This is a genomic window from Dolichospermum sp. UHCC 0315A (genome assembly GCF_008121535.1).
Lineage (GTDB): Bacteria > Cyanobacteriota > Cyanobacteriia > Cyanobacteriales > Nostocaceae > Dolichospermum > Dolichospermum lemmermannii.
Genome location: NZ_CP043056.1, coordinates 303,449 through 326,121, shown reverse-complemented (window position 1 = coordinate 326,121; position 22,673 = coordinate 303,449). Strand labels below are relative to the sequence as shown.

Below are 22,673 nucleotides of genomic sequence, written 5' to 3'. Positions count from 1 at the left end.
TGAGTAACCAAACCCGATAAAAATGGTCGGGTATGTTTGACGTGGATTTTGCCTTGTGCTAGTATCATTCCAAAGTTGACGGATACCCAGGGAACGCAAAATTATGACTCAGGCGATTACAAACCTCAACCAAGCCAACACTTCTATTCTCAAGGCTTTGAAGTGTAAAGAATGTGGAGCAGAATACGAACTTAAAGCCACTCATGTATGTGAATTGTGTTTTGGACCGTTGGAAGTCAAATATGATTACAATGTGCTGCGGAGTTTAGTTAGTCGAGAAACTATTGAAGCTGGTCCCAATTCTATCTGGCGCTATCGTCACTTTTTGCCAGTTGCTACAGATGATTATATAGATGTGGGAACAGGAATGACTCCCTTGGTGCGTTCCCACCGTCTTGCCCGTCGCCTGGGTCTAAATAAACTTTATATTAAAAATGATGCCGTCAATATGCCCACCCTGAGCTTTAAGGATCGGGTGGTGTCAGTTGCCCTCAGTAGAGCAAGAGAATTGGGTTTTACGACTGTTTCTTGTGCTAGTACAGGTAATTTAGCAAATTCTACCGCAGCGATCGCCGCCTACGCTGGTTTAGATTGCTGTGTATTTATCCCTTCTGACTTAGAAGCTGGTAAAGTCATCGGTAGCTTGATTTATAGTCCTACCCTGATGTCAGTCAAAGGCAACTATGATCAAGTTAATCGTCTTTGCTCAGAAGTTGCCAATACCCACGGTTGGGGTTTTGTGAATATTAACCTGCGTCCTTACTACTCTGAAGGTTCTAAGACATTAGCCTTTGAAGTTGCAGAACAACTAGGTTGGCAATTACCAGATCATATAGTTGCCCCTTTAGCTTCTGGTTCTTTGTTTACCAAAATCTATAAAGGTTTCCAAGAATTTGTCGAAGTTGGTTTGGTAGAGGATAAAGATGTTCGCTTTAGTGGCGCTCAAGCGGAAGGTTGTTCCCCCATTGCGAAAGCTTTTAAAGAAGGTAGAGACTTTATTCAACCAGTTAAACCTAACACAATTGCTAAATCCATTGCGATTGGCAACCCTGCCGATGGCGTATATGCTGTAGAAATCGCCCAAAAAACCAATGGTAATATTGAATCAGTTAATGATGCCGAAATTATCGAAGGTATCAAACTATTGGCAGAAACCGAAGGTATCTTTACCGAAACCGCAGGTGGTACAACCGTTGCTGTTCTTAAAAAATTAGTAGAAGCTGGCAAAATTGATCCAGATGAAACTACAGTGGTTTATATCACTGGCAATGGTTTGAAAACCCAGGAAGCAATTCAAGGCTACATTGGTGAACCTTTAACAATTGATGCCAAACTAGACAGTTTTGAACGGGCTTTAGAAAGATCCCGCACACTTGACCGCTTAGAATGGCAAGAAGTTACAGTTTAATCCTTTCACCAAATAGAACGAAAAGCACGGAAGCCACTTGGCAATAGATGCGTGGAGGAAGTGCCAACGGCGAATTTATTCGCGGTGACATGATAGAATTAATTAGCAAGTAGGAATAACCATCAGCGCAAAGAAGTGTTTTATTAAGGAGAAACCCCTGATTTATCTCGTCTCGGCATAGCTGTAGCCTGGGTAAACAAGCAATGGTAAATCATGGAGCGTTTAACATTAAAAATTGATGGACTCACAAAAGCAGCAAAAAAAAATCAAAAGTAAGCGCAATTGCAATACCTGTCGTACTGGTATTTGCCTTGAGCGTCTAGGAGGATAATTGACTATCCTTTTTAAGCAAGTCTTAAAGAATCTGCGTGTCTTTAGACCGCAGAGTGTCAATACCAATTAATTGTAGTAGGGGTTTAGCAGTGCTAAACCCCTACCAACCAAATCACTCACTAACAATTAACGTTTAAACAATGGCTGTCAAAGTTTTAGTTCCCACAGTTCTACAAAAGTTTACAGAAAATCAAGCTGTCTTAGAATGTAGTGGTAGTAATATTTCTGAATTGTTTGATTACTTAGAAACAAGCTATCCTTCTATTAAGGGGCGTTTGCGTAAGCCAGACGGAGAGCCTTTACGGTTCTTAAATTTCTATGTCAACAGCGAAGATATTCGATTTTTACAAAATACAGAAACACCACTTGAGGATAAAGATGAAGTGAGTATTGTTCCCGCTGTTGCAGGTGGTTGAAATATCGCTGGAGGGTATGGGATTTTAAAAGTCCCAAATTACCCATTACCCATTTTATCCAACATACTTCGTGAAAAGTTACTATTTAAACGATTTTATCCCAATGATAGGCCAAGCTGCACAGAATCATGAAACTTATTAATTCATCCGTATTTATCTGCGCTAATCTGCGTTAATCTGCGGTTAATTACTCTTAAAATCTTATTTTATATCTAAATAGCTGTAGCTATGCTCTGGTATGTCAAAATAAAAATAACTGACTACCCCAAAATGAGCAATGGCAGAAGAAACTAATCAAAATCAAGCGGGAGATGTAGCTTCTAATCCTGCTGCAACCGCCCCAGAAAAGCCCCCAGCAGAGACTAAAGCTGCCAAAAAGGAAAAACCCCCAGCATTGGAAGATAAGCCTTTTGAAGAGTTTATGCAGCAGCATTACCTCCCAGCGTTGCAAGAGGCAATTACTAAAGAAGGTGTGCCAGATGTAAAGCTGACTTTTGCCAAGCAGAAATATTCTATTATTGGTTTTAATTCAGCGGAAGAATGTTGGCAAGTTATTGGTTCTTGGCAAGGGGGACAACGCCAGTTTAACGTATATTTCCCTGAAGAAAATATTCAAGGTAAAAAGGGATTTTCCTGTAATGAAGGTAAAAAACCCAGTACCTTGGAGTCATTTCTAATTGATGAGCGCAAAACTACCCTAGAATTGTTGGTATCTCGGCTAGTGTACCGCTTAAATGGACAAAAGTGGCTAGGTAGAAATTAGAACTTTACAATTCATCAAAATAATAAGTAACGACTCCAGAAATGGGGTCGTTACCTATTCTGAGATGATCTGATTGCAGCATTTCTCTGAGTATAGTTTCCACTTCCACAATACCAGATCCGGTAGCCCTAACACCTTGAATTACAGTTAAACTACCACCATTAGCCTCTGCGGCTTCTATCAGTTTAACAATCAGTGGTTTATCAGTTGGTTTCTGGACTTGGGAAATAAATATCCGTTCATTCATGGGTATACCCAGAGGTGATAAACCTGCTTTTAACCGCAAATTCTGCTCATATTCGTCAACCATATTCGGTATGATTAATAAATCATAGATTTGCCCCATGTAAAATAAACCGCAGGTAAATAGCCATAATAAACCAGTAGCGGTTTTGCCATTATATAACCGATGTAAACCGTTTATTCCCAAAAAACCAGCCCCACATAAGAGGTAAGAGACAAGAAGACGGTCTTTATTTTCGTTATTTTTTATGCTCATCTTATTTTATGTCCATCTAGGATTTACTGAGTTAAGAATCCACATTTCCATTAACTACCCCTCGTCAGCCTTCGATTCCCCAATTAACGATTGTATTTTTAATTCTAACCATGATTTACCTTTCTCCCGAACTTCAAGCTAGACTTTCCACTCCTTTAAAAATTGGCTCATTTGAGGTTAAAAGCCGGGTTTTACAGTCTCCGTTATCAGGGGTGACTGATTTGGTATTTCGGCGTTTGGTGCGTCGTTATGCGCCAGAATCTATGGTGTATACAGAAATGGTAAACGCGACGGGTTTGCATTACGTTAAGCAGTTACCAATCATTATGGAAGTAGATCCTAATGAACGTCCAATTAGTATTCAATTATTTGATTGTCGTCCGGATTTTCTCGCGGAAGCAGCCATAAAAGCAGTGGCTGAAGGTGCGGATACGATTGATATTAATATGGGATGTCCTGTTAATAAAATTACTAAAAATGGTGGTGGTTCTTCTTTATTACGTCAACCAGAAATTGCGGAAGCAATTGTGCGAGAAGTTGTCAAAGCTGTAGATGTTCCCGTGACTGTGAAAACCCGCATTGGTTGGAATGATCATGAAATTACTATTCTTGATTTTGCGAAAAGAATGGAAGACGCGGGAGCAAAAATGATTACTGTGCATGGACGGACTCGCGCTCAAGGTTACAATGGTAATGCGCGGTGGGAATGGATAAAAAAAGTTAAGGAAATTTTATCAATTCCTGTAATTGGTAATGGGGATATTTTCTCTGTGGAAGCTGCGGTAAAATGTTTAGAACAAACTGGCGCAGATGGGGTAATGTGTTCTCGTGGAACTTTAGGTTATCCGTTTTTAGTTGGTGAGGTTGATCATTTCTTAAAAACTGGAGAATTATTACCACCACCTAACCCCATTCAACGCTTAGAATGTGCGCGAGAACATCTTTTTGCTTTATGGGAATATAAAGGAGATAGGGGAGTCCGTCAAGCTCGGAAACACATGACTTGGTATGCTAAAGGTTTTGCTGGTGCTGCTGATTTACGGGGTAAGTTAAGTTTAATGGAAACTGTTCAACAAGGTTTAGATTTGATTGACGGTGCAATAGAAAGATTAGCTTGTGGTTATGAAATTGAGGAAGAAACAGAATCTACTATTGCATTATAGAAGAAGTCAGGAGGAATAAAGCAAGAAAAAGCAGAAAAAAGAATCAATTTGGGATAATTGTGATGCAAACGAAAGTTTTTATCTGCATTGATTTAAAACCTACTTTTGATTATTTCTACTGATAACAGTTGAACATAAGCTAAGTGTAATTTCTATGTTCTTAAATTCCTGCCTTTTACAACAAACCCCGATAACGAATAAAAATCAAAATCACAGCCCAAGAACCTAATGCAACTTTAACAGCAACTAAGATATTTAATATTGGCAAAATTCCGCCACTAAAAAGCATTCCTAACTCACCGTGTGGTAACTCAAATCCCGACAAAGTTATCACTGATAAAACAATAAAGACTAACACCGAAATCTTTTCCCAAATAGCAGCGTGCCAACGTTGGTAAATGTCCTGCATCCATTGGTATGATGAGGTAATTGCTATGAGTCCGATTGCTGTTCCTCCAGCCACTCCAGCCGCAAAACCACCCCCCGGACTCAAATGTCCCCTAATTGCTAATTCAATGCCCACTAATGCCGCAATTGTCGCCCCTAGACGAGCTAAAATGATGGATGGTTGATCTTTGAATTGATAGATGCTGCAAGATGGTTTTTCATTAGCTAGTAAAAAATTAGCTCCGAGAATAGCAATAGTGAAGACAATAACTTCAAAGATTGTATCATATAGCCGATTTCTGAAAATAATCCCTGATACTGCATTGGGAACACCACTTTCTTTAACCACTGTTTCCACAATGGAAATATCTGGTAAATTTAGTTCGGAATTAGGCATAATCAGCATTTTCACAAATAAAGCTATTCCGGCTAAAATGTAAACTAATTTCATAGATTTTGCGCTCCTGAATCTAAAATATTGAAATATTGTAAAGTTGTTTTCGGTGATGAAAGTTTACTTTTCATAATCTTATAGATGCGTTCCACTCTAATTACAGTTTGGTATGTTTCCTGTTCTTGCTCACTTTTTTCTAATTGCACACAACTAGCATGAATTTCTTTTTCTATTAATGCCTGTTGTAAGGTTTCTTTAGTAGGATAAGGTACGAGTTCTAGACGTAAATAATGTTCATTAAAAATGCTGCGGAAATCGTTTATCAGTTGTTGAAAATTGCTATCCTGATTTTTTTCTATTGACTGATTTTCCATGACACCAAGACGTAACACTAAAGATGAACGAACTGCGATCGCATAGAGAGTAATTGATAGCATTGTTCCCATTAATGCTTCTGTTAAAGCCACATCTGCTGCACCTAAAACTGCATCTACCATTGCCGCAACTGCACCGAGTACCCCACGAATGATTAAGGCATGATAGGGGTTAGTTTGAGTTACTAACATCCCCGCAGTTAAGGGTAATAAAGCAATGATTAAATAGAGATAAGTATCATTCATATTTTTCCTCTTCTGTTGAACAATATGCTAATACATAACCCAGCATAGTATTCCAAATTGCTAAGGAGATAATGCCAAGAATAAGTAGTGGCCATTCACTGGGTATTTTCAATAATAGTCCGACAATAATCATCATTGAACCTAACGTATCAGCAACAGAAAGTCCATGTAATTTGAATAATACTGATCTGTTACTGACTAAATGAGAAGTTCCCCAAAACCAGAAAACTATGCCGATACCTATGCAGGTATAACTAAGAAGGTTAATCATACTTCACCTAATCTTCTGAGAATATGTGCTAATAACATTAATGCGGCATTTCCTACCGTCAAAATAATCGCTGCGACTACACCAATCATCCAATCATCTCGCAAAACGGAAATTACGAGAATCATGATTGCTACTTTACTGGAAATGCTGCCAAAAGCTAACATTTTCTGCCATGTATCATCACTTTTCCAAGCTTCATAGATGGGAATAAGTAAAGCCAGAATCATTGCTATTAAGACTATTTCTAAGTTCATGCTTGTTTTTTCCTGGGTTTAATATAGTGAACTTCATACCATCCTTCTTCGTGGTATTTCAAAACTATGGTTTTGGGGGTAAAGGTAATCAGAAATATATCAATAAAAACCAATAATGGTGATCTGTTGAGTTTGACTTTTTCCATGATAATTTCTTCTTGATTATGGGGACGGAAGATAATTTCAAATGCCTCCATAAAAGCAACCGGAATAGCAACAAAGATTTTAATTATTACCTTTACCCAAGATTTTAATTTTTCTGGTGATGACTTACCACGTGGTAAAAGTAAGGCAATAATTACACCGATGATAATATTTGTTAAACTCACATTAGCTGTGAGTAATAACCAAATTGACAGTCTTAATATGAAATGTCCAATCATGGGAAAGCCATCCAAAATAATAGGATTAAAGTTAGACTCATGACACCAACTAAATGCTCAAATTCTTCAAATACACGAGGTAGAGATATTGATAATTTTTTGAAAATTAAATGATATCCCAACCAGCCCGCAGCAATAGTTAAAAGTGCTTTTGTGATATTGGTGATTTCATAAGCTGGAAGATAGACAATATTTGCCACAAATAATCCAGTAATTAAAAAGATTACTGATATCCAAAAACCGGATTTTGTTTTCTGTTCTTCTTCTTCTTCTGCTTTTGTATGGGGGAGAAAAATAAATTTAGCAAAGGAGATTGCTGTACCAACTGCGGCAATATTCATCACTATAAATTGCCAAGATTCTAAATTTTTTGTCGTTAATACTTTTGCTGCAAACCCTGATAACAAAGGAAAACCAGAAATTGATAAACTAGCAATAACTAAGGGTATCCAAATTGTTGTATGAATGGGTTTATATTGCAGTTCTTTAAAGTTGCGACTGGGTAAAGAACCCGCAATCAAAAATAAAGATGATTTGACTAATCCATGGGTGAGGGCATAAAATCCACCTACAGCCGGTGCAGCGAGAATCCAGCCTAACTGGGAAATAGTGCTAAATGCTAATAGGCGCTTGGTATCCTTTTCAAAGACAGCATAGGATACACCCATTAAAGCTGTTCCCACACCAAAAATTCTGACTATAATATCAATTTCTTCGGAAACTAATGCACAACGTAATAAAGGCAAAACACTGGCTTTAACGACAATTCCTGACATCAATGCGGAAACTGGGGTTTCTGATTCAGAATGAGTTAAAGGTAGCCATAATCCCGATACGAAAATTCCAGCTTTGATTAATAATCCCAGAAAAATTAGTGCTAGTGCTTCCGGGGGTGATCCTTTTAACCCGGCAAAATTAAAGGAATGATGTGTTTGATAAACTAATACTGCACCTACTAGATAAAATAACATTGCAGTATTGCTAACAAAGAGATACCGTAAACCTACCCAAATTGAGCGATCGCTACGGGGATAAGCAATCAACAGAAAAGCCGCAATACCGCTGACCTCTAAAGCCACATATAAACTAATGAAATCGGCACAGATAAAGGCAGCATTGAGGCTACCATGCACAATAATCATCTGGGCATAGAAAAAAGCCGTTTTATCACTGCGCCAGCAGTAGAGGGCAACAGCAGCCGTTACCAGGGCATTTGTTAAAATAAAATAACCACTTAACTCGTCGGCTACTAAGGTAATACCGAAACTATCCAGTAAATTCATTGTGATGGGTGATGGTTCGATAAATAGCTGCAACCCATAAGCAGCAGAAGCAATAGTCCCCCACAATGTCAAATGTCGGTTCAGTTTGGGGACTAGAAAAATCATGAATCCTAGAATAAATGGGGTAGCAATCCAAGCTAGTGTAATGGTATTCATGGTGTATTATTTCTTTCAATCTCGTTGCTTTCCAATGTGGGGTTATCCCGTGCTAATTTCATCACACCAACCAGCATCAAAGCCTGAATGGAAAACCCGATAACTATCGCTGTTAATATCACTGCTTGGGGAACAGGATCGGCATAAGCAATGTTTTTTACATCGGAAATAATGGGAGTAAATAAGCCTTGTCGTGATGCAATTAGTACATAAAATGCAATCACACCTGTACTCATCACATCCATAGAGACAATTTTCATTACCAGGTTTTTTTTGAGGATGATGCCAAAAAAACCACACAATATTGTTATCAGTACGCACGCTTCTAACACGGGAGTTATTTAATTTTATGATAAAGTGCTGATCTAATATAAGCACGAATTTCTAGTGCTAAGTTAATCTTGACACTAAAATATTCTGATGATTATTATAGGTATATCTAATGATTTATGTTTTCTTTACTTTTAAAATATCTGTTGAGATAAATTTATCCTTTCACAACTTTTAAAGTTTGCAAAGTTTCATCTGCACAACCGGTAATAAAACCACCCATTTTCTGAATTTCTTGCAAATATTCTAAAGCTGATTTTGTAATTAGTTCTCCTGGCATTAATACGGGAATTCCTGGAGGATAAGGACAAATAATTTCTGCACAAATCCGTTCTGGGGTTTTCTCGAAAGGTAAGATCTCACTATCAGCAAAAAAGGACTGACGGGGAGAAATGCACATAGAAGGGGCGATTATAGTATCTTTTTTAGATTTACAGATTTTTTCCCGATTTGTCAAGTGGGGAATTTGGGTAAGATTATTTAAGGTTTGTACTAATGTTTCAATATCAGTTTTTGTGTTTCCTAGGCTAATAATAAATGTGAGATTTTGTAAAGATGAAAATTCTGGGGTTACTCCCATGGCATTAATAATATCTTCAGCAGTAAAACCTGTTAAACCTAACCGAGAAACATTAACGGTTAACCGGGTTTTATCTAAATCTATAAAGCCGTTATTTTTTATATGATTTTGAGGTATTTGTAAAACTGATAAACTAGGAATTTTGTTGATTTTATCAATTGCTTCTTTCGCTAATTGCAAGGTTTCAAACATCAACTTTTCTCCATGTATTGCCATTTGCTGACGTGCCGCATCTAGAGAAGCTAAAAGGATAAAACTAGGACTGGTAGATTGAACTAATTGCAAAGCTTTATTCACTCTATCAATATCAATTCTTTGACCTTGAATATGTAACATTGATGCTTGTGTCATTGCCCCCAATGTTTTATGAATTGATTGGACTGTTAAATCTGCACCTGCGGATAAAGCAGATGTTGGTAATTCTGGGTGAAAATGAAAATGTGCGCCATGGGCTTCGTCTACAATTAAGGGAATATTATATTGGTGGGTAAGGTTTACCAATGCTGGCAAATTCCCACAAACACCGTAATAATTAGGATAAACTATCAGCACTGCTTTTGTATCTGGATGTTTTGCTAATGCTGCTTTTAATGCTTCTGGTGTAACGCTATATGCAATATCTAAATCTTCGTCATATTCAGGATTTATAAAAATAGGAATTGCCCCAGAAAAAATTAACCCAGAAATCACAGAAGAGTGGACATTTCGCGGCAGAATAATTTTATCTCCTGTTCTACAAGTAGCGAGAATTGCGGCTTCAATTCCGCAGGTAGAACCATTAACTAAAAACCATGTATTGTCTGCACCAAAAGCCTCTGCTGCTAGTTCTTGTGCTGCGAGAATTACGCTTTGGGGTGTGAATAAATTATCTAATTCTGCTAATTCTGTTAAATCAGCACGAAAGACATCTTTTCCGATTAAATCAGTTAGAAGTGGAGAAATGCCCGCACCGTGTTTATGTCCTGGGGTGTAAAATGGGGCGTGAGGACGGGTTGTACAGGCTTTTAAGGCATCTATCAGGGGGGTTTGGTTTTGATTTGGCATTTTTAGGGGAAAACCAGCGATAAACATTAAGGTCACCGTTTGTGTTTCGCTCAGAGGTTGTTTGAAAAGTATTATATGAAACCCATAATCTCCAAAAACCTAACCCCCCTACCCCCCTTCCCTAAAAGGGAATGGGGGTTTTAAAGCCTCTCCCCTGGTAGGGGAGAGGTTTGGAGAGGGGTCTGTTTACACATGAAAAACTTTTAAAACATCCTCTCAGAATTGGTGACTTGTATTCATGAAACTCTAGCAGTTTCTTTCTTGGTAACGATGCTGCAAGGCACACCGTTTATTAACTTGTTCGGTCGGTAGGGGTGCTATCGTCCTATATGATACTGTAATGGCAAAAGATTCCAGCTTGGGTAATCTCTCTATGCTGATGAAAGGTGAATCTCTACCCGCAGTATCCTCTTGGGTTGGTTCTCCGGCTCGAACTACTGATTAAAAAAGGAATATGAGACAAGAGAGAAAAGATGAGAGGAAAAACTTTCTTTTTCTTCTTTTTCTTCTTCTTTCTTCTTCCTGACTCCTGACTCCTGACTCCCGAATCCAAAATATGATATAATTTTATGTCTGGAAGTTGATATGTGTTAAGACTAGCTATTCTAAGCTAGGATAAGACAGCAATGTAAGTGGAAATTGTCATCCCCCTACTTACATAATAAACTGAATTTATGACAAAACCTTTACGGAGACTAGACCCAGGAATACATTAGCATGGTCAATCAGAACTTAACCGCTACAGAAATTGGATTTACCCACGAAGATTTCGCTGCTCTACTTGATAAATACGACTATCACTTCAGCCCTGGAGATGTCGTACCGGGTACAGTTTTCAGTATAGAGCCGCGCGGCGCTCTGATTGACATAGGTGCGAAAACCGCAGCATATATACCCATACAAGAAATGTCTATTAACCGGGTCGATGCCCCGGAAGAAGTCTTACAATCAAACGAAACACGGGAATTTTTCATTCTTACCGATGAAAATGAAGATGGTCAGCTCACCCTTTCAATTCGTCGGATTGAGTATATGCGGGCTTGGGAGCGAGTGCGGCAGTTGCAAGCAGAAGATGCTACTGTCCGTTCTGGCGTTTTCGCAACCAACCGTGGTGGTGCATTAGTGCGAATTGAAGGATTGCGCGGCTTTATCCCCGGTTCTCATATTAGCACTCGCAAACCCAAGGAAGATTTGGTAGGCGAAGAACTGCCCTTGAAATTCTTAGAAGTAGATGAAGAGCGTAACCGCTTAGTTCTCTCCCATCGTCGGGCGCTGGTTGAGCGGAAGATGAACCGTTTGGAAGTTGGCGAAGTGGTTATTGGTACTGTTCGCGGTATCAAACCTTACGGTGCTTTCATTGATATTGGTGGCGTGAGCGGACTGCTACACATTTCTGAGATTTCCCACGAGCATATTGACACTCCTCATAGTGTATTCAATGTCAATGATGAAGTGAAAGTAATGATCATTGACTTGGATGCAGAAAGGGGACGGATTTCGCTGTCTACCAAACAGTTAGAACCTGAACCCGGTGACATGATCAAGAACCGTGATTTGGTTTACGATAAGGCCGAAGAAATGGCAGCTAAGTATCGGGAACAATTGCTTGCTAAACAGCAAGGTATTACTATACCTGCGGAAGTAGCACCTGTGGAAGACGCTGAAGAAATTGCACCTCAAGAAGGCGTAGCTGAAGAAGTTGCATCTGTAGAAGCTGTAGCTGGGGAAGAAATTCCCGCAGCAACAGAAATTGAAGAAGAGATCCCAGCGGCTATTGAATCATAGATTGATAGTTGTAATTACCTACAACTGAGATCATGAAAGTATTGAATTAAGAGGGTTTGTCCCTCTTTTTTTGTGGCAATTGGCTATTCAATTGATCTATTCCCTGTTCTTTAACAACTGAAAAATATGGTAACTATTAAATGTAAAAACATTGCGTTTTCTCATATTGAAGCAATTTTATTTGATAAAAACGGGACTTTAGAAGATTCCGAGTCATATTTAATAACGTTGGCACAAAAAGCAACGCGGATAATAGACGCGCAAATTCCCGGTATTGGTGAACCATTGTTAATGGCTTTTGGTATTAATGGCGATTTTTTAGATCCAGCGGGTTTAATATCAGTAGCGAGTCGCAAAGAAACAGAAGTTGCAGCAGCAGCCTATATTGCGGAAACCGGAAGAGGATGGTTTGAATCTTTGAAAATTGCCCGTCAAGCTTTAGAAGAGGCTGATCAATATGTTAGCAAAACTCCCTCACCTTTATTTGTGGGTAGTTTGGAGGTATTACAGTCTTTGTCAGTAGCGGGATTAAAATTGGGGATTCTGTCAGCCGCAACTACTGAAGATGTAGAGAAATTTGTGATTAATCACCAATTAAGCGATTATTTGCAACTGGAAAAGGGAGTTGATGAGGGTCCAAGTAAACCAGATCCAGCCCTGTTTTTAGAAGCTTGTCAAGCCTTGGGAGTAGCACCAGGGGCAACTTTAATGGTAGGTGATTCTGTGGGTGATATGCAAATGGCACGTGATGCTAAAGCTGCTGGCTGTATTGGTATTACTTGGATTGGGAGGGCAGATAATGTTAAAGGTGCAGATGTGGTGATTAATCAACTTGAGGAAATTCAGATTATTGAGGATTGAATGATTTCCTAGTTCTATTTATTGACACACCAATTCAGAAAAATTTTGGCAATTGATTAAGTTAAAATTTAAGCGGACTAACTACAAACTACTCACTATCTCTTAATTATGAATCAATCCAATAATAGTGGCATACTTGAACAGTTTGTCAATATAGTGATGGGTGTAAAAACTGGGAATCAACAACAGTCTCTAAATACCTCAGCAGCGGACACACAAGAACTAGATATCAAGGCAGTTTTAGTTTATAAATTAGGAACTATTCTGCAAATAGGAGTGATGATTCTTGTGTTACTGGGAATGGAAAAATTAGTAATTTTAATTGACAATAATTCTGCTTTTCCCAGTTCGTTTAGCACTTTAGTCACGGCGTTATTTTTTGGTTTATTAAGTATCCGTTCCCGCATTTTCTCGCTTTTAGATAATACCCGTTCTCGGACAACTTATGATCAGGTAATTAGACCAAGATGGTCTCCTCCACCTTTAGCATTTCCCATAGTTTGGATGTTAATTGCCGTTTTGCGAGTAATTTCTTCGGTATTAGTTTGGCAGGAAATGAATCACCAATTTTTGGTATTACCTTTAATTCTGTTTGTGGTACATCTGGCTTTAGGAGATACTTGGAATACGATTTTTACCGTAGAACGGAGATTAGGTGCGGCTGTTCCTGTGGTGATTTTAGGACCTTGGTTATCGGCTATAGTCGTAACAGCAATTTATTGGCAAACTGTTCCTTTAGCGGGAATGATTTTATCTTTTTCTTGTGTATGGTTAACTGTTGCTTCTGTATTGGTGTTCAGAATTTGGCAGTTAAATGGATCTGAGCCTTTGTATCCTTTAAAATTAGCTGTTGTGGAGAAATAAATAGTCATAATTCACCTTGACGGGAAAGCAAAGAGCGCATTTAATATCCATGAAAAACGGTAGGGAAGAATTAATTCTCTACCACTGAATTCAGGAATTTAAACGCCTAACATAGTGCTGTAATATTAAACTATAATTCTTCAATTGTTACTAAACCACCTTCTGTAAATTGGATAGATAGTTTATAACCGTCAAGTAAAGCAGTTCCTAATAAGGGACGCTTTCCTGTAGCTAAAACATTAACTACTCTTTCTTCTCCATTCCAGATAATGGTAGCTTGATGTACTGGTAAAAGCACACGGCTATTATCTGCTAAATTTGCGTACATATCATAAACAAAAGGGAATCCCAAAAGATTCACGGCTGCGGGAGGTAAGGAAAGAAATTCTGTAAAACCTGTATCAATCACAAATTCAATTGTAAAATCTGGTTGTTCTGGCAATCGAAATATAACATTGACAGTTGCACGCCCGTTTTTAATAATACCAGTTATCACCGAGAATCACGCTCCATTTCTCCACTAAAGGAGGCAGCAACTTTGTAACCAATGCGAATACCAAAGAGTCGAGCAAATCTGTTTTTATTCCGTAAATAATGGGCTGATTCTATGCCTGTTTTATCAATAGCATATTCACCTGTTTCTATATCAATAATTATCATTTTACCGATGTTTTCTGCTGTTTCTACTTGCTGACGAATGCCATTATCATATAATTCTTTGGCACGTTTTGCGACTTCTTCGCTGCTGAGGAGAATGGCTTGCATTTTGTTTCATCCTTTTTGGTGATTAGTTTATTATACTTGATTAGTAGTACAGTTTATTCTTCTTCAAGCCACTGTTCATAACCACACACAAGTAATTTTTCCTTTAAATTAGCAATAGCTTCGGATGTGGGTACATCAATTGACTGTACGCGATATACATCATTGAGAACAACACTATAATCTTTACCGCTATAGTAAGCTACAACTTCAGCTAAATTCCTATCTGACATTTCCTCACTGAGTAATGCTAAAAGCGGTAAATAAGATTGTGATTCTATTCCCTTGGGGAAAGCATTTTGAATTAATTTATATGTACTTTGTAGATGTGGTGAAATAGTGATTTGCATGATTAATTACCAATTAAAGGAAAAGGTGGATGAATATATACATGAAAATCCACACCTTGAGCAGAAGCGGCTCTAACAGCTTTTGCATCTGCTGTGGTAGTAAAAAAAAAGCGATTCTTACGGAGGGCTTCGCTATCACACTCTTCAACCATCATATAACTAAGAGTGATCGCACTCATTCCACCGTTAACTAGGAGCGATCTCATTTCTTACACTAAAGGCTAACTAAAAACGATTTGCTGGCGGCAGAGATTTATAATATTTGGGTTTAAGTAATCTAAACCTCTTATACCTTCTGGTATTTTTTTAAATTTAAAATTATGATTTCCAATAGAACCAACGTAGAATTTTTTAGTAAGTAGGTCGGCGTTAAAAAATCAATCTATGTAACGAAATATAAATTAACGAATACCTTATAAATAGGGTGTTTCACGGTTTTTACAAAACTAAACATATATCGATTTTATTGGGCCGACTTACTTATCATATACTTTTTTAGCTTCTAATTGATTTTTAATACCAATTTTCAACTCTTGTATTTTAATTTTGTAACCTAATTTTACACAAATTTGCAAAATATCTTCAATTGTTTCTGCTTGTTTTGCTTCTTCTTGATAACTTAGCTCATTTTGAACTTCTTCCAAAAATTGAATTACTTGTCTATTCATAAAAAACTCTATTATTCTGTGATTATAAATGTATTCCATATTTTAATGATATCATATTAATGATCATTATGAAGTTTAAATGAATCAATACTATGAGAATTTTTCAGAATAGACTCTACTGTTGTAGGATATCTCATAATACCCTCCCAATCTTTTAATAAATCTTCAATAAATATCCATCGGCATTTTTTATCTAGTTTCAAATTTTTAAAACAAGCTCTGGATAGTTCTTTTATCACATTCTTGACACGAGACTTAGGGAGTACGATAAAAACTGGAAAAGCTAAGTTTGGGGAAAGAGCAACTAAATCTGCCAAACGTAGTAATCCTGAGTATATAGATGTGGTACATTCAACCTCAAAAGCAGCAGTAATCTGGTGATCTCCACTCAACCAAACTACATCAATCAACTTGACAGTGTTTTGGGCTTGATTACCGATTCCTAAGTGTGGAAAAGAATCAATACTAAAGCTTCCTAATTTTTCATTATTCCATACACGTGAGTTATCATTAGAAGCTATCCAGACTGAGCCACAGATTTTTTGACCTAACTTAGCTAATACCCATTGTGTTTGTGTATGTTGAGTTTGACTCTGCTTTACATCACTTTCTGTCTGATTATTATCGCTCTGTGTTTGTGAGGCTTGCCTTTTGCCATTTTCTTTATTGGTTTGTGTTGGTAAAGCTTGTTTTTTGCCGCTTTTTATATTTTTCTTGAGCATTGTCAAAACAGGACTTGTGAAAGCAGCATGAATACCGTTTTCTTCATATACCTTTTTTAATGCTTCTGCTTCATCAATATAACCAAGTTTATCTGCCGTATCCATGCATGATAAGACTGCAAGTAATTCATTACCGGAATTAATTGTATCATTCAATGCTTCTCTTAATCGGTTTGCTTTGGCAATGTCACCATTTTTCTTTGCCTCCTCAATAGCTTGTACTACTTTCTTACCTTTGTAAACGGTAGAACCAGATTTCAAACCAATCCTTCTTGCAACTTCATCTCTAGTTGTTCCCTGAATCGCATTTTTATCTCTTTTACGATCAAGTGACACAATCTCTTCCCACGTTATTAATTCTTTGCATATTTGTTCGTTTGTTTTTTCTCTCTGCTGATTCATGAGTAGCAGGTCTGTTAATTCTTCTGCTTCATCACGATATTCTTTTTCTATGACATCAACGGCAACGGTTTCCCAGCCTAAGAATTCAACAGCCTTCCATCTTCTATGTCCACTGATAATTGTACCATCCGGTTTAATCATAAGAGGTACCCTTAACCCATGTTCTTTAATAGATTGAGCGAATTCTTTTATATCTTCATCACCATAAATACTTTCATTTTTTGGATGAGGCTTGAGTTCGGCAACTTTTCTTTCTTTCATGCTCTGAATATTAGACATTGAATTGAATAGCAAAATCAGGATTTATTAGACGTATTATTTTAATATAACAGTAAACCTATCTGATTTAATACTGTCTTCGTTAGGTTATACATTCTCCCTGGTTGACGACGAGGCACAGATTTTGTATTACTCATCATTCACCTTACCTCATACAAAATTTCTCCGTAACTCTTATTTCTTCGTGTTCTTCGTCCCTTTGTGGTTCAATCTTCTTCCGTCTTTGCGCGAAATTAAAAATTTACTAATTCCCCAGCTAAAAGCCTACCTTCAACCGGTTCATACTCATCTTCCAATAACCATAACTGAGCAGTTTCATAATTATTACTAGAAAATACAACCTTATCACCCTGTCTAGGATCATAAATTTGACAGTTTCCCTCACTATCACAAAGTAATAACAAAATATAGGTCGGTGATAACATCGGATCAATCCATACTTCTGTAAATTTCCAGTTATTCTTGATTTTCAAGTAAACCTTTCCCATTACTAAGTTTAATTTAATCAATTCCTAAAAAATTCTTCAATGCAGTTTTATATTTATTCTTCAACTTCTTAGAAATTAATCCTCCCTGTTGAATTTGTGATATGATATCGGCAGATAAACAATCTTTGGGAATAGGACTACCAGAAGTTATACAAATAGCAAGATCATTTGCATCCATTTCACGAGCAAAATAGTAAGCTATAACAGATTCCTTTTTAATAAAACTTGGTACACTCGGATCTGGTGCTAAAACACAAACTCGTTCAGAGTTATTTTTCTTGTCTGTTAAATTAACAAATAAATATTTATTACCAGAAGTTTTTGCAATTGCGACATAAAAATGTTGGCCATTAGGAGGTGTATCAATTAAAAATACATCTCCTATGTTTATAGCAATACTAGACACTTAGCACCTCATCTAAATATGCTTCTCTCAGTGCTATTTGTCTAATTTCCTCAATTTCTTCCTGACTTTTACCAACATTTTTCAGAATATCTTCTACTGAAATGGGAATAGCAGAACCATGAGGATCTTTCCACTCTGGTAAATCATGAGTCCATTCAGCAACATGAAATGGATCAAGATGTCCAAAGCTTTGATATACCTCTTGAAGAATCTCCTCTTCTTCTTCGCATAGTTCATCATTTCCTGGATCTTTGACTAAGTAAACAAAGTTCTTATCACCAGGAGAAATGTACTCAGACCACAGAGGTAGAGCATCATCAACAGGTTTACGTTTAATTAAATCATAAACACCACTAAGAACAGGACCATATTTCATTGATACATAATGATCGCCTGTAATTGGTTGTTCTATTCTTTCTAACGCAATACGATCAGCTATATAGAGCATTTTTAGCAAGCCTAAATACTTCATAGGCTTACCATGCAGCTTCATAAGTATAGCTGCGGCTTCTACAGCTTTTTCTGGGTGAAACCGAAACTGGATAGGCATAATTATCCTTGAGAAGCAGTGTAGTACATCTATATTATAAATCTTGATCTGAAAACGCGAAAATTTATTATACAAATGTCAGACTATATCATGACTCAGTTTATTTCAACTTTAATCTTTTCCCTTCTCCTCTTTGCGCCTTTGCTCCTTAGCGCCTTTGCGCGAAACAAAAAAAACGGTAGAGAACCAAAATCCTCCACCGTGCAATTAACAATTACAAAAACCTAACTAAGACTCAACACCTTGGGGTAACAACTCCCGTGTTTGCTGAGAACTAACTTGCACAATGCCATTTTCATCAACGTCAACAAGAGCAGTATCGCCATCTTTGATGCGTCCAGACAGAATTTCTTCCGCCAAACTATCTTCCAATAAGCGCATAATTGCCCGACGTAATGGTCTTGCACCGTAGCTCGGACTGTAACCCTCAGTGATCAAGCGATCCTTGAAGCGGTCAGTGACTTCTAAGACAATGCCTTTTTCCGTCAAGCGACCAAACACTTCCTTGAGCATGATTTCGGCAATTTGGGTAACTTCCAACTTATTCAACTGACGGAAGACGATAATTTCATCTAACCGGTTCAGGAACTCAGGACGGAAGTATTGCTTCAGTTCCTCATTCACCAAAGAGCGAATTCTGTTGTATTGTGTCTCAGTCGCATCCTCAGAGAACTCAAAGCCGATACCGCTACCACCTTTTTCAATCACCTTAGAACCAATATTGGAAGTCAAAATCAGCAAGGTGTTCTTAAAGTCCACCGTGCGACCTTTCGCGTCAGTTAAACGCCCATCTTCCAAAATCTGCAAAAGCATATTGAACACATCGGGGTGCGCTTTTTCGATTTCGTCGAATAGCACCACAGTGTAAGGACGACGACGGACAGCTTCTGTTAACTGACCACCTTCGTTGTAACCGACATAACCAGGAGGCGAACCAATCAATTTACTGACGGTGTGACGCTCCATGTATTCGGACATATCCAAGCGAATCATGGCTTCTTCCGCACCGAAGAAGTAGGAAGCTAAGGATTTAGCCAATTCAGTTTTACCCACCCCAGTCGGACCAGAGAAGACAAAACTAGCAATCGGCCGATTCGGATTCTTCAAGCCAACGCGAGCGCGACGAATAGCCCTGGAAACAGCCTTCACAGCGTCTTCTTGACCGATGAGCCGCTGATGTAAGGTGTCTTCCATGTGCAGCAACTTCTCGGACTCAGACTCGGTGAGTTTGTTCACCGGTACACCTGTCCAGGAAGCGACAATGTGAGCAATGTCTTCTTCTGTAACTACAGGTTCAACACCGTCACCACTAGCGCCATTACTCTTAGTTTGAGCAATAGTGCGGATTTCGGCTTTGATTTCCATTTCCCGATCACGCAGTTCTCCTGCCCGATCAAAGTCCTGGGAACGGACTGCATCATCTTTTTCTTTTAAGATTTGCCGTAGTTCCTTGTCTAACTCCTTCGCGGCTGGGGGCAGTTGGGAGTTAATCAGGCGCACCCGTGAACCCGCTTCATCCATCAAGTCAATGGCTTTGTCTGGCAAAAAGCGATCGCTAATATAACGATCAGACAATTTCGCCGCCGCCACCAATGCTTCATCGGATATCTTCAGCTTGTGGTGTGCTTCATAGCGATCGCGCAAACCATATAAAATTTCTATTGTTTCATCAACGGTCGGCTCACCCACCATTACAGGCTGGAAGCGTCTTTCCAACGCTGCATCCCGTTCAATGTGTTTACGGTATTCATCCAAAGTAGTCGCACCGATACATTGCAACTCACCCCGTGCCAAAGCTGGCTTGAGGATATTCGCCGCATCAATCGCCCCTTCGGCTGCACCTGCACCAATTAAGGTGTGAACTTCGTCAATTACTAGGATGACATTACCCGCAGAGCGGATTTCATCCATAATTTTTTTGAGACGTTCTTCAAATTCACCCCGATATTTAGTTCCTGCTACTAGCAAACCAATATCAAGAGTGACTACACGCTTATCTTCCAAGATATCGGGGATATCCTTGCTGGCGATGCGTGAAGCTAAACCTTCAGCGATGGCGGTTTTACCAACACCAGGTTCACCAATCAAAACTGGATTGTTTTTAGTCCGGCGACCCAAAATTTGGATTACCCGCTCAATTTCCTTGGCGCGTCCCACCACAGGATCAAGCTTGTTATCTATGGCCATTTGGGTCAGGTTTGATCCAAACTCATCGAGAGTTGGGGTTTTAGTGCGACCAGAGGGGCCACCCGGCGTAACTTCCGCCGTTTCTCCCAACATCCGAATCACTTGGGTTCTCACCTTGGTCAAATCTACACCGAGGTTTTCTAGCACTCTGGCTGCGACACCTTCCCCTTCGCGGATCAGGCCCAACAACAGATGCTCGGTACCAATGTAGTTATGCCCCAATTGGCGTGCTTCTTCCAAGGATAGTTCTAAAACCCGTTTTGCCCGTGGCGTAAACGGAATTTCCACGGCTACAAAGCCTGAACCCCGTCCTATGATTTTTTCAACTTCAATGCGAGCATCTTTGAGATTAACTCCCATTGATTTCAGCACCTTGGCGGCTACTCCTGTGCCTTCACCAATCAAACCCAAGAGGATCTGCTCAGTTCCGACAAAGTTGTGACCTAAACGGCGGGCCTCTTCTTGGGCCAGCATGATTACCTTAATGGCTTTTTCTGTGAAGCGCTCAAACATGGCATTTTTCCTATCACCTGCGTCGTGCCGGTATGCTGATTTTAGCACAGGCTAAAATTTTGGGTATCTGTATAAACAATTTAGATATCCAATTACCATGACACAGGTTGATAGGTTAATGAGTAGCTATTAATTAATTTCTAGGTAGCTAGTGTACTGAGGAGAGTGATTTTACCAGCATTTTGGTGGCTAAATCCAAACAATAGACTATTGATGTGGGGATTTTGTTTAGGAGTCCCAAACACACATTGTTATCATAAAATGTGTGTTGATGTCAATAAATCGGCATGAATGATAAGATTTTTTTATTAAAAAGAATTAAAACAAAAAATATTATGATATAAAACCAGGATAAAAATTTTATTTTATCTTCAGAAATATGATTTTTAGATCTCCATTGGTGAAAAACTAAGAGGATGTTTTAAAAGTTTTGGGCGAATATATGTAGAGACTCTGACACGCTAACGCGAACACCACTACACAAACCAAGTCTACCTGCGTGGACTAATGAAGAATTAATTTCTTTTTAACTCACGTTCGCGCAGTGTACTGAAGGTATTTTTTCATTCGCTAGGCGGGTTATATACTGCAAACGTTTCATAGTTGAACCAAATATAAAACCCCTCTTGTAAACCTCTCCCCGCACCCCTCCCTGACCCTCCCCTACAAGGGAGGGAAAAGGAGCAGCTTTTATGATGGGAGAGGCTTTGAACTTGGTTCTTTGTATGATAAAAAAGTCCAGCTTCTAGCCGTTTTGAGTATAAATTAGACTTTTCAAACAACCTCTAAGAAGTCAGGGATCTGAATTACGCATTACCAGTATAACTTTTTACAACTCTACCAGCACCGCGTAATTGTTGATAATAAGTCTGACTTACTGTATCTCCTTGTGGGGAAAGTTGGTCAATACCAATACCGTTGCGTCCTTGATCTTTTCCTGAACTATGGATATACAAACCATCACCTAAATATAAACCTACATGAGTGGCTTTTTGGGGAATACCAAAAAAGATTAAATCCCCTGGTTGTGTTTGATTAATATCAATAGGTTGAACAAAAGCTTCTTGCTGATAAGCGTCTCTGGGTAGCCAAATACCTACAGATTTAAAAGCAGCTTGCATTAAACCAGAACAATCATAATTTGGGGCAACTGTGCCACCCCAAAGATAATGATTATCTTGCTCTTTTGCGGCTTGGGTAAAGGCAATAATTGTGGGTATGTGTTGTTGAATTTCTGCTGTGGAGATAAATTGGGGTTGATATATTGTTGTTGTGGGTTGGAGAAATTGCCAATCTTGAACAGATAACCATCCTGGATAATCATCTTCACATAAACAAACTGCAATTGCTGTATTTTGATGATTTGATGTTATTCGTAAATGTCGTCCTGTTGCGGCTTGGGTGGCTAAACTAACACATTCAGGAGAATTATAGATATTTAGGTTAGTCTGACAGTGATATTCTCCAGTAGGGGAATGGGGAATTAGTAGGTTTATTGACATTATTAATATTGTCTGAATCAGGATTTTCAGGATGAACAGGATTATAGGAA

Annotated in this window: 27 protein-coding genes; 7 read left to right on the top strand and 20 right to left on the bottom strand. The window is 38.5% G+C overall.

What is annotated here, in order from left to right:
* Positions 1–103 precede the first annotated feature (103 nt).
* The 3 genes from thrC to BMF77_RS01595 all read left to right on the top strand — a co-directional run bounded on the left by thrC (position 104) and on the right by BMF77_RS01595 (position 2,920).
* Complete coding sequence (thrC, locus tag BMF77_RS01605; protein ID WP_148760117.1) at positions 104–1,408, top strand: threonine synthase; 1,305 nt, start codon at positions 104–106, stop codon at positions 1,406–1,408.
* A 473-nt stretch (positions 1,409–1,881) separates the two neighbouring features.
* Positions 1,882–2,157 (top strand): MoaD/ThiS family protein, encoded by a 276-nt coding sequence (locus BMF77_RS01600; protein WP_148760115.1) that lies wholly within the window; start codon positions 1,882–1,884, stop codon positions 2,155–2,157.
* Between the two features lie 277 nt (positions 2,158–2,434).
* Positions 2,435–2,920, top strand: a complete 486-nt coding sequence (locus tag BMF77_RS01595; protein WP_015083246.1) for a DUF2996 domain-containing protein — start codon at positions 2,435–2,437, stop codon at positions 2,918–2,920.
* A 4-nt stretch (positions 2,921–2,924) separates the two neighbouring features.
* Here the strand turns inward: BMF77_RS01595 and BMF77_RS01590 are convergent, their stop codons facing one another.
* Complete coding sequence (locus BMF77_RS01590; RefSeq protein ID WP_148760112.1) at positions 2,925–3,419, bottom strand: TM2 domain-containing protein; 495 nt, start codon at positions 3,417–3,419, stop codon at positions 2,925–2,927.
* 110 nt (positions 3,420–3,529) lie between these two features.
* Here BMF77_RS01590 and dusB point away from each other — a divergent pair, with 110 nt between their 5' ends.
* Complete coding sequence (gene dusB, locus BMF77_RS01585) at positions 3,530–4,582, top strand: tRNA dihydrouridine synthase DusB (protein ID WP_148760110.1); 1,053 nt, start codon at positions 3,530–3,532, stop codon at positions 4,580–4,582.
* 175 nt (positions 4,583–4,757) lie between these two features.
* Here dusB and BMF77_RS01580 read toward each other — a convergent pair whose 3' ends face one another.
* From BMF77_RS01580 to BMF77_RS01545, 8 genes are all read right to left on the bottom strand, one after another.
* Positions 4,758–5,420: a Na(+)/H(+) antiporter subunit B gene (locus BMF77_RS01580; RefSeq protein WP_148760108.1), complete on the bottom strand. Its 663-nt coding sequence runs from the start codon at positions 5,418–5,420 to the stop codon at positions 4,758–4,760.
* Positions 5,417–5,983 carry a DUF4040 domain-containing protein gene (locus tag BMF77_RS01575; protein ID WP_148760106.1) on the bottom strand — a complete coding sequence of 189 codons (567 nt, stop codon included), beginning with the start codon at positions 5,981–5,983 and terminating at the stop codon, positions 5,417–5,419. The genes BMF77_RS01580 and BMF77_RS01575 overlap by 4 nt, the downstream gene beginning before the upstream one ends.
* On the bottom strand, positions 5,976–6,254 hold the full coding sequence (locus BMF77_RS01570; protein ID WP_148760104.1) for a monovalent cation/H(+) antiporter subunit G: 279 nt from the start codon (positions 6,252–6,254) through the stop codon (positions 5,976–5,978). Before BMF77_RS01570 ends, BMF77_RS01575 begins: the two co-directional genes overlap by 8 nt.
* Positions 6,251–6,508 carry a hypothetical protein gene (locus tag BMF77_RS01565; RefSeq protein WP_148760102.1) on the bottom strand — a complete coding sequence of 86 codons (258 nt, stop codon included), beginning with the start codon at positions 6,506–6,508 and terminating at the stop codon, positions 6,251–6,253. Before BMF77_RS01565 ends, BMF77_RS01570 begins: the two co-directional genes overlap by 4 nt.
* Positions 6,505–6,891, bottom strand: a complete 387-nt coding sequence (locus BMF77_RS01560; RefSeq protein WP_148760100.1) for a Na+/H+ antiporter subunit E — start codon at positions 6,889–6,891, stop codon at positions 6,505–6,507. The genes BMF77_RS01565 and BMF77_RS01560 overlap by 4 nt, the downstream gene beginning before the upstream one ends.
* Positions 6,888–8,330 (bottom strand): cation:proton antiporter, encoded by a 1,443-nt coding sequence (locus tag BMF77_RS01555; RefSeq protein WP_148760098.1) that lies wholly within the window; start codon positions 8,328–8,330, stop codon positions 6,888–6,890. Before BMF77_RS01555 ends, BMF77_RS01560 begins: the two co-directional genes overlap by 4 nt.
* Entirely contained in the window at positions 8,327–8,662 is a 336-nt protein-coding gene (locus BMF77_RS01550; protein WP_148760096.1) for a cation:proton antiporter subunit C, read from the bottom strand. The genes BMF77_RS01555 and BMF77_RS01550 overlap by 4 nt, the downstream gene beginning before the upstream one ends.
* Before the next feature lie 155 nt (positions 8,663–8,817).
* Positions 8,818–10,284, bottom strand: a complete 1,467-nt coding sequence (locus BMF77_RS01545; protein WP_148760094.1) for an aminotransferase class I/II-fold pyridoxal phosphate-dependent enzyme — start codon at positions 10,282–10,284, stop codon at positions 8,818–8,820.
* A gap of 717 nt (positions 10,285–11,001) precedes the next feature.
* Here BMF77_RS01545 and BMF77_RS01535 point away from each other — a divergent pair.
* From BMF77_RS01535 to BMF77_RS01525, 3 genes are all read left to right on the top strand, one after another.
* Positions 11,002–12,069 carry a 30S ribosomal protein S1 gene (locus BMF77_RS01535; protein WP_148760092.1) on the top strand — a complete coding sequence of 356 codons (1,068 nt, stop codon included), beginning with the start codon at positions 11,002–11,004 and terminating at the stop codon, positions 12,067–12,069.
* Between the two features lie 126 nt (positions 12,070–12,195).
* Positions 12,196–12,930, top strand: a complete 735-nt coding sequence (locus BMF77_RS01530) for an HAD family hydrolase (RefSeq protein ID WP_148760090.1) — start codon at positions 12,196–12,198, stop codon at positions 12,928–12,930.
* Positions 12,931–13,038: 108 nt separating this feature from the next.
* Complete coding sequence (locus tag BMF77_RS01525) at positions 13,039–13,794, top strand: TspO/MBR family protein (RefSeq protein ID WP_148760088.1); 756 nt, start codon at positions 13,039–13,041, stop codon at positions 13,792–13,794.
* Positions 13,795–13,924: 130 nt separating this feature from the next.
* Here the strand turns inward: BMF77_RS01525 and BMF77_RS01520 are convergent, their stop codons facing one another.
* The 11 genes from BMF77_RS01520 to BMF77_RS01470 form a co-directional block, all read right to left on the bottom strand.
* The gene (locus tag BMF77_RS01520; protein ID WP_148760086.1) at positions 13,925–14,290 is read right to left on the bottom strand and encodes a clan AA aspartic protease; all 366 of its coding nucleotides are present in this window, start codon (positions 14,288–14,290) and stop codon (positions 13,925–13,927) included.
* The gene (locus tag BMF77_RS01515; RefSeq protein WP_148760084.1) at positions 14,287–14,559 is read right to left on the bottom strand and encodes a hypothetical protein; all 273 of its coding nucleotides are present in this window, start codon (positions 14,557–14,559) and stop codon (positions 14,287–14,289) included. Before BMF77_RS01515 ends, BMF77_RS01520 begins: the two co-directional genes overlap by 4 nt.
* Before the next feature lie 53 nt (positions 14,560–14,612).
* Positions 14,613–14,906, bottom strand: coding sequence for a DUF3349 domain-containing protein (locus tag BMF77_RS01510; RefSeq protein ID WP_148760082.1), 294 nt, complete (start codon positions 14,904–14,906; stop codon positions 14,613–14,615).
* Positions 14,907–14,908: 2 nt separating this feature from the next.
* A complete protein-coding gene (locus BMF77_RS27595; protein WP_246863043.1) occupies positions 14,909–15,112 on the bottom strand; it encodes a DUF1308 domain-containing protein in 204 nt (67 codons plus the stop codon).
* A 270-nt stretch (positions 15,113–15,382) separates the two neighbouring features.
* The gene (locus BMF77_RS01500) at positions 15,383–15,574 is read right to left on the bottom strand and encodes a Nif11-like leader peptide family natural product precursor (RefSeq protein WP_168204378.1); all 192 of its coding nucleotides are present in this window, start codon (positions 15,572–15,574) and stop codon (positions 15,383–15,385) included.
* Between the two features lie 56 nt (positions 15,575–15,630).
* Positions 15,631–16,959, bottom strand: coding sequence for a ParB N-terminal domain-containing protein (locus BMF77_RS01495; RefSeq protein WP_210422278.1), 1,329 nt, complete (start codon positions 16,957–16,959; stop codon positions 15,631–15,633).
* 251 nt (positions 16,960–17,210) lie between these two features.
* Positions 17,211–17,465, bottom strand: coding sequence for a hypothetical protein (locus BMF77_RS01490; protein ID WP_148760076.1), 255 nt, complete (start codon positions 17,463–17,465; stop codon positions 17,211–17,213).
* A 13-nt stretch (positions 17,466–17,478) separates the two neighbouring features.
* Positions 17,479–17,871 carry a hypothetical protein gene (locus BMF77_RS01485; protein WP_148760073.1) on the bottom strand — a complete coding sequence of 131 codons (393 nt, stop codon included), beginning with the start codon at positions 17,869–17,871 and terminating at the stop codon, positions 17,479–17,481.
* On the bottom strand, positions 17,864–18,421 hold the full coding sequence (locus BMF77_RS01480; RefSeq protein ID WP_148760071.1) for a Panacea domain-containing protein: 558 nt from the start codon (positions 18,419–18,421) through the stop codon (positions 17,864–17,866). Before BMF77_RS01480 ends, BMF77_RS01485 begins: the two co-directional genes overlap by 8 nt.
* 228 nt (positions 18,422–18,649) lie before the next feature.
* Positions 18,650–21,121, bottom strand: coding sequence for an ATP-dependent Clp protease ATP-binding subunit (locus BMF77_RS01475; protein WP_148760069.1), 2,472 nt, complete (start codon positions 21,119–21,121; stop codon positions 18,650–18,652).
* A gap of 806 nt (positions 21,122–21,927) precedes the next feature.
* Positions 21,928–22,623 (bottom strand): C40 family peptidase, encoded by a 696-nt coding sequence (locus tag BMF77_RS01470; protein ID WP_148760067.1) that lies wholly within the window; start codon positions 22,621–22,623, stop codon positions 21,928–21,930.
* Positions 22,624–22,673 lie beyond the last annotated feature (50 nt).